This is a genomic window from Rhizobium sp. NFR03 (genome assembly GCF_900111275.1).
GTDB lineage: Bacteria > Pseudomonadota > Alphaproteobacteria > Rhizobiales > Rhizobiaceae > Ferranicluibacter.
Genome location: NZ_FOGR01000003.1, coordinates 100259 through 116512 on the forward strand (window position 1 = coordinate 100259; position 16254 = coordinate 116512).

The window sequence follows — 16254 nt, forward strand, 5'->3', positions numbered from 1 at the left end:
CCACAACAATTGCAACTGCCAGCGAAACGTCATGCACCCGGAAACATCTCCAGAAATTCTGCCCGCAATGTCGCTTCGTCGGCATCGTCCGGCTCGCGAAAGCTCGACATAACGATGTCGGCGCGGCGAAGAGAATCGCCCGAGAGAACCGGAACGACACGCGATACGGCCAGCATCTCCTCCATGATACCGTGGCAGTGAAGGACGAGATCCAGTCCTGCCTCGACGATACCCCTCGCGCGGGTCTCCATGTCTCCAGCAAGCGCGTTCATCGACACGTCGTCCGACATCAGAAGTCCATCGAAACCGATATGCCCGCGAATGACCTCGTCCACGACTTTCCTCGATGTCGTCGCCGGCCTATCCGGATCGATCGCCGTGAAGACGATATGGGCGGACATGGCCATCACCTCGGATTTGAGGGCGACGAACGGCACGAAGTCGCTGATGGCAAGCTCTTCGAAGGTGCGGTCGACCACCGGCAGTTTATGATGTGAATCGACGAGCGCTCGCCCATGGCCGGGCATGTGCTTCATGATGGGCAGCATGCCACCTGCCTTCAAACCTTCTGCCGCCGCAGCCCCAAGGGCTGCCACGGCTTGGGGATCGGAGGAATAAGCCCGGTTGCCGATTGCCTCGCTCATGCCTTCCGCGGCAACATCGAGCACCGGCAGGCAATCGACATTGATGCCGTATCGCATGAGATCGAAGGCATGAAGGCGCGACATGAGCCAGGCCGCCCGCAGGCCCTTTTCCGGGTCGGCATGGAACCGGGCGCCGATAGCGGCCGCATTCGGATAGGCGCCGGCGAGCGGCGGGCGAATACGCTGCACGCGTCCGCCCTCCTGGTCGATCAGCACGAGCGCCTGCGGATGACCGATGCTTTCGCGAAGGCTGGCAACAAGATCCGAGATCTGCGACGCCTCCCCGATATTGCGGGCGAACAGGATGAAGCCCCATGGACGCTCATCGGCAAAGAAGGCCCTCTCATCAGCGGTCAGCGAGAGACCCTTGCAGCCGGAGATGAATGCTTTCGATCCGCTCATGGCGTTACCCTCATGCTTTGTTTTCGTCGTGCTCGTTCGGTTTAAGGACGGATGATGCCGGAGAGCAAGAGACTTATGTTTTGCCTCCCGTCACCGCCTCAAACGCGGAAGGGCGCAGCCGAAGCCGCGCCCTCTCTCTTCAACCTTCGGCCGACCCTTAGCGGGTGACCAGGCAGCTGCCGCCAGCGCTCTTCAGACGCGAGCAGAGAGCATTTGCCTCATCACGGCTGCCGGCAGGAATGCGGACGCGGTAGTAGGTACCCTTGCCAGCAATGTCGGCCTTCTTGATGTCAACGCCGCGACCGGCGATGACGCTGCCATACTTGCCGGAAAGGCTCTTGTAGGACTTCTGCGCCTCGGCTTCCGACGGCAGCGATGCGACCTGCACCACATAGCTGCCGGGAGCGATCGAAGCGGTCTGGACGGGCGATGCTTCGGCCGGAGCGGCAGTTGCAGGCGTCGCAAAGGTATCGACCGGCTTGCGTGTCGCTTTGGCAGCTTCGACCGGCTTTGCTTCCGGAAGCGGCTGGGCTATCGCGACATCGGCTGCGGGCACCGCTGCATTGGCGGCTGCCGCCAGCGCACCGACATCGTCCTGCGCGGCCGTCGCAAGCGCCGGCGTGTTCGGCTTGAGCGTGCTGGTCTTGACCGTCTTGACGTCCGGCTCGGCTGCGGCAACGACGGCCGCTTCTTCCGGAGCAAGATCCTCCCGGGCAACGAGCGTGCCATCCGGGCGCACGATCATGGTCCGGACCTTGCGCGGTGCAACGGCCGGCGCGGCATCATCGTTTGCGGCACTTGCCTGCGCATCGCCATCGTCAGGCATCAGGCGGTCTGCGCCCTCGTCATCGGCCGGCGACATCCCGTCGAGACCGTTCATGCCTTCGAGCGGCAGGCTCTCCGGCGTCAGCGTGCGCTGAACGACGTCGATCGGCTCTTCGGTCGAAGACACCAATGTGCCCTGCTGCGGTGCATCTTCCTGTGCCCCGGCCACACGGTCGTAGACGGCCTTGTCCTGGTTCGGAACGGTCTTCCCGCCCTTCTCGACGGGCACCATTTTGGTCGGCGTCTTGTCGGCGAGAATGATCTGTGGCTCGCCGCTCGTAAAGGACGATCCCACGCTGCCCATCAGGGTGTAGGCGCCCACGCCGCCTGCGATCAGCACGATGGCTGCAGCACTTGCAAGAAGCAGCAGCTTGCCGCGCGGTCGAGCTTCGTTGTCGTTGCCATAGGTCGGCTCGGCATAGCGATCGCCCTGCCCGATGACCTCCTGGCGCTGGCTGATAGAGCGGCGGAAGTCTTCTTCCATCGCCCGCTCGAAATCGGCGAACTCTTCGTGCGAGGCACGTGCGGGGGCGGCGGCACCGGCGATACCGGCAGCCGTAGCCGCTTGAACGCCACCGTTTACACGTTCCGAATCGTGGCGACCGGCGCTGAAAATCTGCGCCATCTCGGCGTCGATATCGAGGTCGTAGTCGCCGGCATCGAGCGGATGGTTCTGCTCCTCGACGACAGGCAGCTGCGGCACATCGATCTCGCCGGTTGCAGCAACGCCGTAATCAGCTTCGGCGATCAGCGAGGGATCGAAAGGAAGTTCCACTTCGGTAAAGGGCTCGACCGGCTCTTCGATCGCGGCAACCTCTTCGGTCGCCATATCCAGCTCGAGCTCGATGTCGGACAGATCGATCTCGAAATCGTCGAGGTCGAAATCCGGCTCGGCTTCCGCTGCCGTCACAGGTGCCGACTGCGCAACGGGTGCGATCATCGGCGCCGCGATAGCGGACGCCTGGGGAACGGCAGACGCCATGACCGGGGCGGCAGCGATAGGCGCTTCCGCAACCGGCGCCGGCATAACCGGGGCAACAGGCGCCGGGGGCGCCGGAGGCAGCGGCGTTGCGAAGGTGCGCGGCGCACCACCATTCAGCGCAACCGGGGTCGCGCGGCTGAAATTCGGCGTAAAGGGATAGTTGTTCTTTCGCGCGGTTTCCGCAGAAACAGACGGGCGCGCGGTTTCCGCAGAAACAGACGGGCGAACCGGCATGGCCGGCACAGCGAACCGCTCGACGGTTTCCAGCAGCGGATCGGCGACAGGGCGGACAGGCTGCTGAACGGGCGCAACACTTGCAACGGGCGCATGGCGCACGGGCTCTACCGGAACCTGTGGCACAGGAACCGGCTCCGGCGCGGAACCGAGTGACATTTCGAGCTCATGGCCGAGGTCGAGCGATGGCTCCGGCTGAGTCTCGAACACGGGCTCCGGACGCGGATCGAAGGCAGGCTCGACAGGCCGCGGTGCCTGCTGAACAGGCTGAGGCGCCTGAACCGGCTGGTAGGGCTGCTGCGCGGGAGCAGCTACAGCCGGCTCGGTGCGGAAAACAGGTTCAGGCGCGATGACAGTCCGAGGCTCGGGAGCCGTCGGCGCGTCGAATGCCTCGAACTCCCGCATCAGCTCCTCTTCAAGATCGACAATAGGGTCGTAACGAACCGCTTCCCGATGACGCTCCAGCTCCTGGAGCTGTTGCAGGGCGGGACGATTGTCGTAGCCGACAATGCGGGCCAGCTCGCTCAACGGATCTTCATCCGGGAACGAGTTCGGGTCCACATCCGTGCTTCGTGCCAACTGTTTGTCTGCCATTCGCTCCACTCACAAATACTGGTCCGGTCGTGCCAGTCCAATATGGGGAAATGGTGACATGCTATCGCATCTCGTTCGGGGCGTCCGTCCCTGTGATACCAAGGCCGGACCTCAAAACAGAGGCAACCGCATGCACCAGTCCTAGTCTGGCAAGGCTCAATTCTCTACTTTTATCGTTAATAAAGCGTAAGCCCGGAAAATCTTTGCCCTTGTTCCAGTGCCCGTGGAACGCGCTGGCGAGATCGTAGAGGTAAAATGCGATGCGATGCGGCTCTTGCGCCAGTGCCGACGCTTCAATGATCCGCGGATATTCTGCCAGCTTTGCGATCAGCTGCAACTCGCTAGGATCCGCGATGTGCGTTCCCAACGCCTCGGCATAGTCGATGGCGTCCAGGTCGAGATCCGGAAACGCCTCTGCGGCCTGCCGGAAGATCGAGCGGCACCGTGCGTGAGCATATTGAACGTAGAAGACCGGATTGTCTTTCGATTGCTCGGTGACCTTGGCGAAGTCGAAATCGAGCGGTTCGGAGTTCTTCCGGTAGATCATCATGAAGCGCACCGAATCGCGGCCGACCTCATCAACGACATCGCGCAACGTGACGAAATCGCCCGACCGCTTCGACATCTTGACCGGCTCGCCGTTGCGGTAGAGCTTGACGAGCTGGCAGAGGAGCACGGTCAGCTTGACCGAGCCGCCGGAAACAGCGCGCGCCAGCGCTTCCAGCCGCTTGACGTAGCCCCCGTGGTCCGCGCCCAGCACGTAGATCATCTCTTCGAAGGCGCGGTCGAACTTATCCTTGAAGTAGGCCACGTCGGCTGCGAAGTAGGTGTAGGAGCCGTCGGACTTGATCAGCGGGCGATCGATGTCGTCACCGACATCCGTCGAGCGGAACAACGTCTGCTCGCGGTCCTCCCAGTCTTCCGGCACCTGCCCCTTCGGTGGCGGCAGGCTTCCCTTGTAGACATGGCCCTTGAACGTCAAATCGTTGATGGCGGAGCGGATGCGCTGCGCGCCGTCGGCATGCAGCGTGCGTTCCGAGAAAAAGACGTCGTGATGAACGTTGAGCGCGGCCAGGTCCTCGCGGATCATCGCCATCATCGCCGCGATGGTGCGCTCCTTGACGAGCGGCATCCAGCTCTCCTCAGGCATCTGAAGCAAGCTTCCACCAAATTCATCCGCCAGCGCCTGGCCAACCGGAACGAGATAATCCCCGGGATAGAGGCCCGCCGGAATCTCGCCGATCGTTTCGCCCAACGCTTCGCGGTACCGCAACATGGCAGACCTGGCGAGGACGTCGATCTGCGAGCCCGCGTCGTTGATGTAATATTCCTTGGTCACATTCCAGCCGGCAAAGCCGAGCAGATTGGCCAGAGTATCCCCCACGACGGCACCCCGGCAGTGGCCGACATGCATCGGACCTGTCGGGTTGGCCGACACATATTCGACGTTGACCTTGCGCCCGGCACCGATGGTGCTCTTTCCGTAAGCCCCGCCCGCCGTGACGATAGCTGCCAGCAATTTCTGCCAGTAGCCGACAGACAGGCGGATATTGATAAAGCCGGGGCCGGCGACCGAGACCTCGGCAATATCTCCGTCTTCCCGAAGCGCCGCGGCAATGGTTTCGGCGAGCGCGCGCGGATTCGTGCCAAGCGGCTTGGCCAGCACCATCGCAGCGTTCGTCGCGACATCGCCATGGCTCGGATCGCGCGGGGTTTCGACCGCCACACGCGAAAAATCAACCTCCAAGCGCTTTTCCTTCACCACTTCAATGGCTTCAAGGACGTTCTTCACTCTTGCTTCGAGGTCGGCGTAAATGTTCATGATATCCATCATCCGGGAGGGCGCGCCTTATAAGGCTGCGGTCCGCATCAAGGTGGCCCGGCTCTCGACAGACCGAGATCTTCAACCGGGCGGGTGCTGGCGCTCTAGCGCAAATCCGGAGTGTGGTCAAACAAACGCCGATGTGTGGAAATCGCGTATGTATCGGTCATTCCAGCGATGTAATCGGCCACATGACGAGCCTTTGCCGGCTCGCCAAGACCTGCAATCTGATCGATCCAGTAGTGTGTCTGCATCTCGCGCGGCTCGGCCATGAACGCATGATAGAGATCGACAACGATCCTGGCGGCATTCTCGCGCACCCGCATGACATCAGCGTGCCGATAGATGCGGGTCATCAGCATGCGCTTGATCTGCCGGTCGGTCTCCGCCATCTCGGGCGAAAAGGTCGCCACGACACGGCCGGCCATGCGGATATCGGTGGCGCTTTCCGGACGGATATCGCGCAGGTTGCCTTGAGCAACCCCGATGACATCCTCGACCATCGCGGTGATCTGGCGACGCATGATTTCATGCGTGAAGCGCGCGGCCTCCAGACCCGGATATTTCGCCCGGACCTCCTGCATGAGACCGGAGAGAAACGGGATGTCCTCCAGCATGTCAAAGGTGAGGTAACCCGAGCGCAGTCCATCATCGATATCATGCGTGTTGTAAGCGATATCGTCCGCAATGGCCGCAACTTGCGCTTCGAGACTGGCGAAAGTGCCGAGTTCCAGATCGTGCAAGGCGCAATAGTCGAGAATTGGCTGAGGTACGAGGGGGTGACGCGGGTCGGCGGCCGGCCCCGTGAGTGGCCCGTTGTGCTTCACCAGCCCCTCAAGACTCTCCCATGTCAGGTTCAGCCCGTCGAATTCCGCATAGCGCCGCTCCAGCTTGGTGACGATGCGAAGCGACTGCGCGTTGTGATCGAAGCCACCATGTGCGGACAGGACATCCTGAAGCGCATCCTCCCCCGTGTGACCAAAGGGGGTATGCCCGAAATCGTGAACAAGCGCCACGCCTTCTGCCAGATCCTCATCGAGGCGCATCGCGCGGGCCAGAGCACGCGCGATCTGCGCGACTTCAATCGTGTGGGTCAGTCTCGTGCGGTAATGATCGCCATCGGCCGCGATGAAGACCTGAGTCTTGTGTTTCAGCCGGCGAAACGCCGTGGTATGAACGATGCGGTCGCGGTCGCGCTGGAAATCGGAGCGCGTGGTGCTGGTGCCCTCGGGATAGAGCCGTCCCCTGTTCGTCCAGGGATCGGACGCGAAAATCGCCCGCTGTCCGGTGCCAAAACCCAGTGCATCCTTGTCCAAAGCCATTTGCATGCAGCATCCCATTGACGCGGTTTTAAAGCCTTCATACCTATAGTAACGGCCGCACGAAAGCGTTGACTGCTCTTCTAGGGCATGAACCGTTCAGAATCATGACGTTGGCGGCCATGGCGCAGACCATGCATACAGATTCCGCCGTAAGCGGCGACAAACTCTCCGGATCTTGACCCCGGCAGGAGACACGATAATGACCGAGACCACCGTTACCCTTTCCGATGCCGCAGCAAAGCGTATCGCCACGATTCTGAAAAGCGATGCTGAGAAGCACGCGATGCGCGTTTCCGTCGAAGGCGGCGGTTGCTCCGGCTTCTCCTATAAGTTCGATCTGGTCGATGACGGCTCCGACGACGATCTCGTTCTGGAAAAGGGCGAGGCGAAAGTACTGATCGATAGCCTGTCGCTTGTCTACATGGAGGGGTCAGAGATCGACTTCGTCGACAATCTACTCGGCCAGTCGTTCCAGATCCGCAACCCGAACGCGGTCGCGAGCTGTGGCTGCGGGACGAGTTTTTCGATCTGAGACCGGAGACACTCCGGATCAGGATCTGATAATCCAGATCCGGAAATCGACCTAAATTATTGTAATAATTACATCAAAGATATGGCGATCCGAGCCAGAAGACACGATCGAGAAGTCGCGTCACGAAGGGCCGGGCGCGCAGCGCGGATAAGGTCACCTCACTGGATGCGCCGTGAATAGCTTCGAAGCGGCGCTCAAGATCGGCCGCGAAGGTCGTATCGAGCACTTCCAGATCAATCTCGAAATTGAGCCGGAGCGATCTTGGATCGATGTTGGAAGATCCGATATAGGACCAGCGCCCGTCGATCGTCAGCAGCTTGGAATGGTTGAACGTGCCTTGCGCCCGCCACACCCGGCAACCGCCTTTCAGAACCTGATCGAACTGCGCGGTCATAGCCCTGTCCACGAGCGTCAGGTTGTTGACGGCCGGCACGATGATATCGACATCGACGCCACGCAGCGCGGCCGTCACGAGAGCGCTCACCAGTTCCCGGTCCGGTAGAAAATAGGGTGACATGATCCGGATATTCTTGCGGGCAACCGAAATCGCTCCCATCAGCATCTTGTGATTGGCCTCGTTGGCGCGGTCGGGCCCGGTGGGTATGGCGCGCATGATCATCGGCGACTTGCGCTCGCTGTCCGGCGGCGGGTCGACACCCCAGAGGTCGCCTTCGAGAACCTCGCCAGCGGCAAACTGCCAGTCCTCGCAAGCGATATGCAGCAGATCCGCGACCACAGGGCCTTGCACTGCGAAATGCGTGTCGTGGGCCTCCTCCGCCATCGCGAATTCCGACGTGAAACCGGCGCGGATGTTCATCCCGCCTGTGAAAGCGACGGCGCCATCGACCACAAGGATCTTCCTGTGCGTGCGCAGGTTGGCATAGGGCAGACGCAACCCCATGACGATGTTGCCGTTGAAGGTTCGCGTGGTGACACCACCCTTGCGCAGATGGCCGACGATGCTGGGCACGGAGTAACGTGCGCCGACGGCGTCTATCAGCACCCGCACCTCAACACCGCGCGCGGCGGCGGCGATCAGGGTCTCGGCAAAGCGCAGGCCGATCGGGTCTCTATCGAAGATGTAGGTCTCCAGCAGGATGGAGCGTCTGGCGCCTGCGATTGCCTCCAGCATACGGGCATAGGCGATATCGCCGCCTTCAAGCATGACGACCCTGTTGCCCGCTGACATATGGTGACGGCTGACCTTGTCGCCGAGAACCTTCATCGAGCAGAAACGCTGCCCGAAGCGTTCGGCGACGAGAGCATCGTTGACATCGAACCGCCGAAGCGCGTCCGCCGTACGGTCTTTCAGCAGCGAGCGCTGCATACCGACAGAACTGCGCCGGATGCGGTTGATCCCCGCGATGGCGTAAATGATGGCGCCAAGGACCGGAGAGAGGACGATGACCCCGACCCACCCGAGTGCTGCCCGCACCTCTTCCTTGGTCATGGTGGCATGGATGGCGGCGGGAACGCCAAGCAGCACCGAGAGAACGGCGAGGATATGCGGCCAATAGGTGGCAAGCGTCTGGATCATGCTCCCGGGTTTATCCCTTCTCATCGACAGTGGCGTGACGTGCCCGATACGTGATGTCCTGACTTAGCGCAAAGGGACACAAACGTGTATCTCGGACGGCAGAATAATGCTGCTTGTCCATACCTCACCCTGTCGCTGCCGGATGCCTGAAGCCGGGAGGAACGCGATTTTGCCTCGGACGCGTTTGTCAAAGCGGTTGGTGCGCTTTAAGACGACGCGGTAGCCACAGGAGACAGAGACCATGAAGATCGCGACCTGGAACATCAATGGCGTCAGGGCCCGCATCGAGACTCTTCTTGCCTGGCTGCAGGAGTCGCGTCCGGACATCGCCTGCCTGCAGGAGATCAAGACGGTTGACGAGGGTTTCCCCCGCACTGAAATCGAGGCACTCGGCTACCATGTTTTCACCCATGGCCAGAAAGGCTTCAACGGCGTTGCCTTGCTGACCCGGATCAAGCCGGACGAGATCACCAACGGTCTCGCCGGCGATGACGAGGATATCCAGTCCCGGTTCATCGAAGGCGTCTTCTCCGTCGAAGGCGGCGTGATACGGGTGTGCTCGCTCTATCTGCCGAACGGGAACCCGCCGGAGACGGAAAAATACACCTACAAGCTCGGCTGGATGGAGCGCCTGCACGACTTCGCCGCGTCGCGGCTCCGCTTGGAAGAACCGTTGATCCTAGCCGGCGACTACAACGTCATCCCGGAGCCGCACGACTGCTGGGACCCGCGTGTCTGGGAGAACGACGCCCTCTTCCTGCCGCGGACGAGAGCCGCCTTTCGTCGACTGGAACAGCTCGGCCTTACCGACGCCGTACGCGCGACCACCGACGCGGCTTCTCACTACTCCTTCTGGGATTATCAGGCCGGCGCCTGGCCCAGGAACCACGGCATTCGCATCGACCACCTGATGCTGTCGCCGGAGGCGACCGACAAGCTCATCTCCACAGACATCGAGAAGCATGTGCGCGGTTGGGAAAAGCCATCAGACCACGTACCGGTCATCGCGCATTTCGACTTCAAGCCGATCGAGGTTGTTGCGGCGTGACGCTGCATCTACCTTGGCGTGATTTTCGGATGACAGCCGTGTTGCCGCGACCACGGAGCGGCAGAAGCACATTCGTGTATGATTTGCTGTGAGGTATTCTCAGTCCGCTTCGCCGGGACGGATCGCGTGGGACATGTTGATGGCGACGCGGCGGTCAGACTCGGTGGCCAGCGAGAAGGCCTGCTCCTGCATCGGCTGCAGCCACTGCCTATCCTTCGGCGAGCACTGGTCGAGCGCTGCGGTCATGTAGGCAAGGCCGCGAACGGTCTGGCCTTCCTGGAAAATGACGTTGCCAAAGACGCCCATGGCGCCGGCATGGCCCTTCTTGCGGGCACGGTTGAGCCACTTCTTGGCCTGCTGGACATTGACGCTGCCGCCATCGCCCGAAAGCAGCATCTTTGCGAGCTGAAACTGCGCTTCAGCAACACCAAATGTCGAGGCTGCCTGAAAGTAGAGTTGACGTGCCTGGCTGAGGTCGGCTGAAACCGGTGTATCCGGGATACCGCGGCGGTAATATCCGGCGAGGGAGATCAGCGCATTGACGAAATAGCCTGTATCCTGCGAGCCCGGCTCGACGCCGTTTTCGGCGATCTCGCTATAGATCTTGAAGGCTTCGAGATCGTTTTCGGTGACGCCATCGCCATCGGCATACATATTGGCAAGGGCCCAGCGAGAGGCTGTGTGGCCTTTTTCGGCGGCATAGCGGTAGGCTTCGACAGCCTCATCCTTGCGGCCGTTCTTGTAGGCGGAGAAGCCAAATTTGAAAAGCGCGAACGGGCCGGATTCCTTCGTGACGCCGGCATTGGGATCGAAGGCGCGAACCGCGCCGCAAGACGCACCAAGCGCTGCCGCCAAACTCAATACCACCAACGTCAACGACCTGCATTCGCGTAGCATATTCGTCAAAATCTTCCGTTCAACCCGGCTCGCCTCATGTTCGATCCGGCGCTTCCCCACTCGATTCATGCCTTGCCGAAATACCGCAACGACCCCTCGCCCGCATTCCGCATTCGCAACCGCTGCCGCCTGCTGTCGTCTTGGGTGCTCCAGCCAAGCTAACGCCAATTTTCGGCGACACTGCGGCCCATTCCCGACCCTCTGGAAATCCGGGTTTCCCCGGACTGGATCCACCCACAGACGTCCTCGAAGATCGTCATGTAACATCATGAAACATCACTACTTCGTTTCACCTGCAGAAAAATCTTCCGTTGACCCTTCATAGCGTCATCGCGGGTTCATCTTCCTGCGGCAAGAGATCGATGCTCTCTGTTTGTGGCGGGAAATAGACTGAAACAAGGGCCCGCCGGGGCCGCCAAGCCATTCAAACCGCGTGTTGCGGAATCATCACAAATTGCGTGTGTCCGGGGCGAATTTCCCGTTACACTCCTGTCGAACAATCTCAGTCTGCGCCCACCCCTCAGGAAGCAGACAAACACGCTGTTCGTGATCTCTCGGGGGGAGTGACAGCTCCCCTGGAAGCCGAACGATCGGGCCTGCCGCGCAAAGCCGCCCAGCGGCTTCCCAGCGCCGACATGCACTGAACAAGCACTGAGGCTCTCGATGAACGTGAAGGAGGGCAAAGGGACGTCTGAGCGCCCTCGGGGCGGCCGAGACGTTTCCGACAGCCGCCATGTGTCTCCCCTGAGCAGCGCGACGCCATCTGCGTGTTCAAACAAAAACGCCCGGCTTTTAAACCGGGCGCTCTCGTGATTTACCTTTGGTCGCTGCGGATCAGAAGCGAACCTTCAGCGACGTCGAGACAGCGGTGACGACGTCGTTGCCAAAGTCGTAGCTGACATTGTTGCCGAACGGAACACCATTGACTGTCGTCGAGCGGGAGGAACCGCTGGTCAGGATGCCGACGGCGCCAGCCAGACGGAACTCGACGTTTTCGACCGGCTTGTAGGCAACCCCCGTTCCAAGCGTCCAGGTGTCGCTCTGCGCGTTGATGACGGTGCTCGTGCCACGATCCCAAGTGAGGCTGACAGCGCCGCTCCACTGATCGTTGAACTTGTGCCCGATGCCCGCCGTAACCGTCAGGCCATCGCGGTAGAGAAGGTCAAGGCTGGTGCAGGGTGTCAGCGGGCTCGTCGTTGCCGGGCAGAAGCCGACCGACTGCAAGACGCTCCAGTCCGTCCACTTGATCGAACCGAAGGCCAGCCAGTCGGGTGCGATACCGCTCTGGATCTTGTACTCCAGCGACTGGGGTACGGATGCGTCACCTGTTACAGAATATTTACCGAACTGGATCGGGCTGGTCGGACCCAAAGGACCGGGTACGCGGACTTCGCTCAGGTCGATCGTGCCTTCGATATCCTCGAATTTGACTTCGCTGTTGTAGACAAGGCTTGTCAGGAAGGCATATTCCGGGATTTCATATGCCAGACCGACGCGACCGCCCCATCCGTTGTCTTTCAAATCCAGTCGGCCGATACCGTTGCCCGTGCCGTAGACGTTCGGCGCGACCAGACGCTCCTTGTACCCTTCAACCTCCTGGTAGAAGGCACCACCGATGACGCGGATCTTGCCCGGACCCATCGCCCACTTGTAGGAACAGGTAACCGCGTAATTGTCGGTTTCGATCTTTGTCTTGGTGTTGTCGTTGGCGCCGATCCAGTTACGGCCGGGATTGGTGTAGGCACCGAAAGGCTGCGAGTAGTCGGCCATGCAGTCGATACCGCTGTCGCCGAGAGCAGCTTTGATGCCGACGCGCGGCACCCAGTAGCTTTCCGTGTCGCGCGTCGAGGTGGAACCGCCGCCACGACCGTCGGCGCCCAGACCGTTTGTCGGGTTCGTGTCACGGCCGTTCTTCAGGTCGCGCTGCGGATTGACGTATGTCGTCGTCGCCTCGAGGGCATAAGCGGAGGGATCGAAGAGAAGATCGATATTATAGCCGCCGCGTTCCAGGCCACCTGCCTGAGCCGACGTTGCTGTCGTAGCGGCGAGAACTGCCGCTGCGATGACGGACCGTGTGTTGTTGAAATTCATGCAACCTCCCCCTCAACGAAACGACATGCCCTCGGATGTCGCCTTATTGAATACGGGGATATGCGAATACAGACCGAATGCAATTCCCAGAAATTGATGGTCACATCTCACCGCGTGTAAAATTTGACGTAAGAATTTCGTCTGCAAGCCGTATATCGACCAATTTGGAAATTTTTTTCCAGAAAAGTGATGATCTTTGACGGGGGAAGCATGAATTTCCTCTCCGCCCTGCACTGTCACCAACATGCCACAACCTGCCATTTTTCAGGCATGTTTCACCCTCTCAGCGTACCCAAGGGAACTTTCCGGCGTGCTTGGAGATGGATGCCATTCTTCCGTAACGCCGCTGAGTCGCAGACCGCGAAGACGCCGCTTCCGCATTCGCGTTTCCAAACTGAAAAAGGTCGCAACGATGTCGCGACCTTTTCATTCTCTTGCTCATCGTCGGATGCAAAAGCGTAAAAGTAAGCCTTAGCCCGCATCCGCGATACGCCCGAGGGCAACATCGAGCGCGGTCTTCTGGCCGTCGAGTTCCACCAATCTCTCACGCTCGGCCTCAACCACCTCCGGCTTTGCGTTCGCCACGAACTTCTCGTTCGACAGCTTGCCAAGGATGCGCTGGCGCTCGATTTCGACCTTGTCGATCGCCTTGGCGAGGCGAGCCTTTTCGGCAACGAGATCGATCAGGGCGCCGAGCGGCAGGCAAAAGGTTGCCTCGCCGACCACGATCTGCGCGCTGCCCTTCGGCGCTGTCGTTGCAATGTCGATGGCATCGACGCGGGCGAGACGACGGATAGCGGCGGAGTGCCGCTCCAGCCGTTCACGTGTGGGAATGCCGGCATCGACCACCACCAGCGGCGCGATTGCCGAGGGAGGTACGTTCATCTCGGAGCGAACCGAACGGATGCCCGAGACGAGATCGATCAACCAGTTGATTTCCGCCGCAGCGTGCTCATTGGCAAAACCGGCAACCGGCCATGCGGCGTGGCACAGCAGGATGTCCCGCTCGGCGCCCTCGTCGGCTGTCGCCGCCCACAGTTCCTCCGTCATGAAGGGCATGAACGGATGAAGCAGCTTGTATGCCGCTTCGAGAACATAGGCGACGCAGGCCTGGGATTCGGCTTTTGCAGCTTCGTCTTCGCCGGAAAAGACCGGCTTCAGAAGTTCGAGATACCAGTCGCAGACCTGATTCCATACGAAACGATACAGGCCGCTTGCCGCTTCATTGAAACGGTAGGTCTCGATGGCCGTGGTGACGTCGCGGGTCGTACGGGACAACTCGGTCAAAATCCACTGGTTGACCGGGAGGACGCAGGCCTCCGGCAGGAAGGACGGATCGGCTTTCACGCCGTTCATCTCGGCAAAGCGCGTGGCGTTCCAGAGCTTGGTTCCAAAGTTGCGATAGCCGGCGATACGAGCGGGGTCCAGCTTCACGTCGCGCCCCTGCGCCGCCATGATGGCCAGCGTGAAGCGCAGAGCGTCGGCTCCGTATTCGTCGATCAGGTCGAGCGGATCGATGACGTTGCCCTTCGACTTCGACATCTTCTGCCCGTTCTTGTCGCGAACGAGGGCGTGGACATAGACGGTGTGGAACGGCTCGACCGGGCTGCCGCTCTCGTCCTTCATGAAGTGAAGGCCCATCATCATCATCCGGGCAACCCAGAAGAAGATGATGTCGAAGCCGGTCACCAGAACGTCGGTCTGGTAATACTTCGCCAGCTCCTTCGTCTGGTCGGGCCAGCCGAGGGTGGAAAATGGCCAAAGCGCCGAAGAGAACCAGGTGTCGAGAACGTCTTCATCGCGCGTCAGAATTTCGCCAACGGCAAAGTTCTCGATTCGGTCCTGAACGAAGGCCTTCATCGGGCCTTCATGCGACAGGTAATGCTGGATGGCGGCGTGCAGCGCCTCTTCCTCGGACTTCTCGACGAAGACCTGGCCGTCCGGTCCGTACCAGGCCGGAATTTGGTGCCCCCACCAGAGCTGGCGGGAAACGCACCACGGCTGGATGTTTTCCATCCACTCGTAATAGGTCTTCTCCCAATTCTTCGGAACGAAGTTGGTCCGGCCCTCACGAACGGAAGCGATGGCGGGCTTTGCGAGCGTTGCCGCATCGACATACCACTGTTCGGTCAGGCGTGGCTCGATCGGCACGCCGCCGCGATCGCCATGGGGAACCATGTGCTTATGCGGCTCGATCTTGTCGAGCAGGCCGCGTTCCTCGAACAGGGACACGATGATCTTGCGGGCTGCAAAGCGCTCGACATTCTCAAGGATCTCGATGAGGGCATCCAGCTCCCCGGTCGCAGGCAGGCCTTCGAGGAAGTCCTCATTGTCCTTCAGCGTGACGTGGCCATCGATCGTCAGGATATTGATCTTGCGCAGATCATGACGGCGCGCGACCTCGAAATCGTTGAAATCATGGGCTGGTGTCATCTTGACGGCGCCGGTTCCGGCGGTCGGGTCGGCATAATCGTCGGCAACGATCGGAATGCGGCGACCGACCAGCGGAAGCACGACATGCCGGCCGACGATTGCGCGATAACGCTCGTCTTCCGGATTGACGGCGATGCCCGTGTCGCCGAGCATGGTTTCCGGCCGCGTCGTTGCGACGACCAGATAGTCGCGCGTCTCGAACTCGGTCGGCTCGCCCTCTTCGTTGAAGGCAACAGGATGCTGATAGGTGACGCCCGGCTCGAGCGGGTAGCGCAGATGCCAGAGATTGCCGGCAACCTCGATCTGCTCGACCTCGAGATCGGAGATTGCAGTGAGAAGCTTCGGATCCCAGTTGACGAGGCGGTTGTCCTTATAGATCAGACCCTGCTTGTAGAGCGTGACGAAGACCTCGAGAACCGCCTTGGAGAGTCCTTCATCCATGGTGAAGCGCTCGCGGGACCAATCGCACGATGCGCCGAGGCGCTTCAGCTGATTGAAGATCAGCCCGCCGGACTCGCCCTTCCATTCCCAGATGCGATCGACAAAGGCCTCTCGGCCCATGGCGCGTCGGCCTGGAAGCTGGCGTTCCATCAGCTGGCGCTCGACGACCATCTGGGTGGCGATGCCGGCATGGTCCATGCCCGGCTGCCACAGCACATCCTTGCCGCGCATTCGCTCGAAGCGAATCATGATGTCCTGCAGCGTGTTATTGAGCGCGTGGCCCATATGCAGAGAACCGGTCACGTTCGGCGGGGGTATGACGACGCAGAAGGGCTCGGCGCCGGGCTTTGCGCCCGCACCGGCGCGAAAGGCGTCGGCATCGTCCCAAAGCTTGGCGATACGCGGTTCGATCGCAGCGGAATCATAGGTTTTGTCAAGCATTTCGGAACC

General features: G+C 60.7%; 10 protein-coding genes. 2 read left to right on the plus strand and 8 right to left on the minus strand.

Annotation, left to right across the window (positions count from 1 at the left end):
- Positions 1–29 precede the first annotated feature (29 nt).
- The 4 genes from nagZ to BSG19_RS10235 form a co-directional block, all read right to left on the minus strand.
- Entirely contained in the window at positions 30–1046 is a 1017-nt protein-coding gene (nagZ, locus tag BSG19_RS10220; RefSeq protein WP_092987615.1) for a beta-N-acetylhexosaminidase, read from the minus strand.
- A gap of 157 nt (positions 1047–1203) precedes the next feature.
- Entirely contained in the window at positions 1204–3681 is a 2478-nt protein-coding gene (locus tag BSG19_RS10225) for an SPOR domain-containing protein (protein ID WP_092987617.1), read from the minus strand.
- A 61-nt stretch (positions 3682–3742) separates the two neighbouring features.
- A complete protein-coding gene (gene argS, locus BSG19_RS10230) occupies positions 3743–5503 on the minus strand; it encodes an arginine--tRNA ligase (RefSeq protein WP_092988430.1) in 1761 nt (586 codons plus the stop codon).
- 104 nt (positions 5504–5607) lie between these two features.
- Positions 5608–6825 carry a deoxyguanosinetriphosphate triphosphohydrolase gene (locus tag BSG19_RS10235; RefSeq protein ID WP_092987619.1) on the minus strand — a complete coding sequence of 406 codons (1218 nt, stop codon included), beginning with the start codon at positions 6823–6825 and terminating at the stop codon, positions 5608–5610.
- A 199-nt stretch (positions 6826–7024) separates the two neighbouring features.
- On the opposite strand from BSG19_RS10235, the gene erpA reads away from it, so the two are divergent.
- On the plus strand, positions 7025–7357 hold the full coding sequence (gene erpA, locus BSG19_RS10240) for an iron-sulfur cluster insertion protein ErpA (RefSeq protein ID WP_092987621.1): 333 nt from the start codon (positions 7025–7027) through the stop codon (positions 7355–7357).
- A gap of 73 nt (positions 7358–7430) precedes the next feature.
- Here erpA and BSG19_RS10245 read toward each other — a convergent pair whose 3' ends face one another.
- Positions 7431–8894: a phospholipase D-like domain-containing protein gene (locus BSG19_RS10245; RefSeq protein WP_092987623.1), complete on the minus strand. Its 1464-nt coding sequence runs from the start codon at positions 8892–8894 to the stop codon at positions 7431–7433.
- A gap of 241 nt (positions 8895–9135) precedes the next feature.
- Here BSG19_RS10245 and xth point away from each other — a divergent pair, with 241 nt between their 5' ends.
- Positions 9136–9942 (plus strand): exodeoxyribonuclease III, encoded by an 807-nt coding sequence (xth, locus tag BSG19_RS10250; RefSeq protein WP_092987625.1) that lies wholly within the window; start codon positions 9136–9138, stop codon positions 9940–9942.
- 99 nt (positions 9943–10041) lie between these two features.
- On the opposite strand, the gene exoR is transcribed toward xth, so the two are convergent.
- The 3 genes from exoR to BSG19_RS10265 form a co-directional block, all read right to left on the minus strand.
- Positions 10042–10839, minus strand: coding sequence for an exopolysaccharide production regulator ExoR (gene exoR, locus BSG19_RS10255; RefSeq protein ID WP_092987626.1), 798 nt, complete (start codon positions 10837–10839; stop codon positions 10042–10044).
- A gap of 834 nt (positions 10840–11673) precedes the next feature.
- Positions 11674–12930 carry an OmpP1/FadL family transporter gene (locus BSG19_RS10260; RefSeq protein ID WP_092987627.1) on the minus strand — a complete coding sequence of 419 codons (1257 nt, stop codon included), beginning with the start codon at positions 12928–12930 and terminating at the stop codon, positions 11674–11676.
- Between the two features lie 471 nt (positions 12931–13401).
- Positions 13402–16245 (minus strand): valine--tRNA ligase, encoded by a 2844-nt coding sequence (locus BSG19_RS10265; protein ID WP_092987628.1) that lies wholly within the window; start codon positions 16243–16245, stop codon positions 13402–13404.
- Positions 16246–16254: the final 9 nt, after the last annotated feature.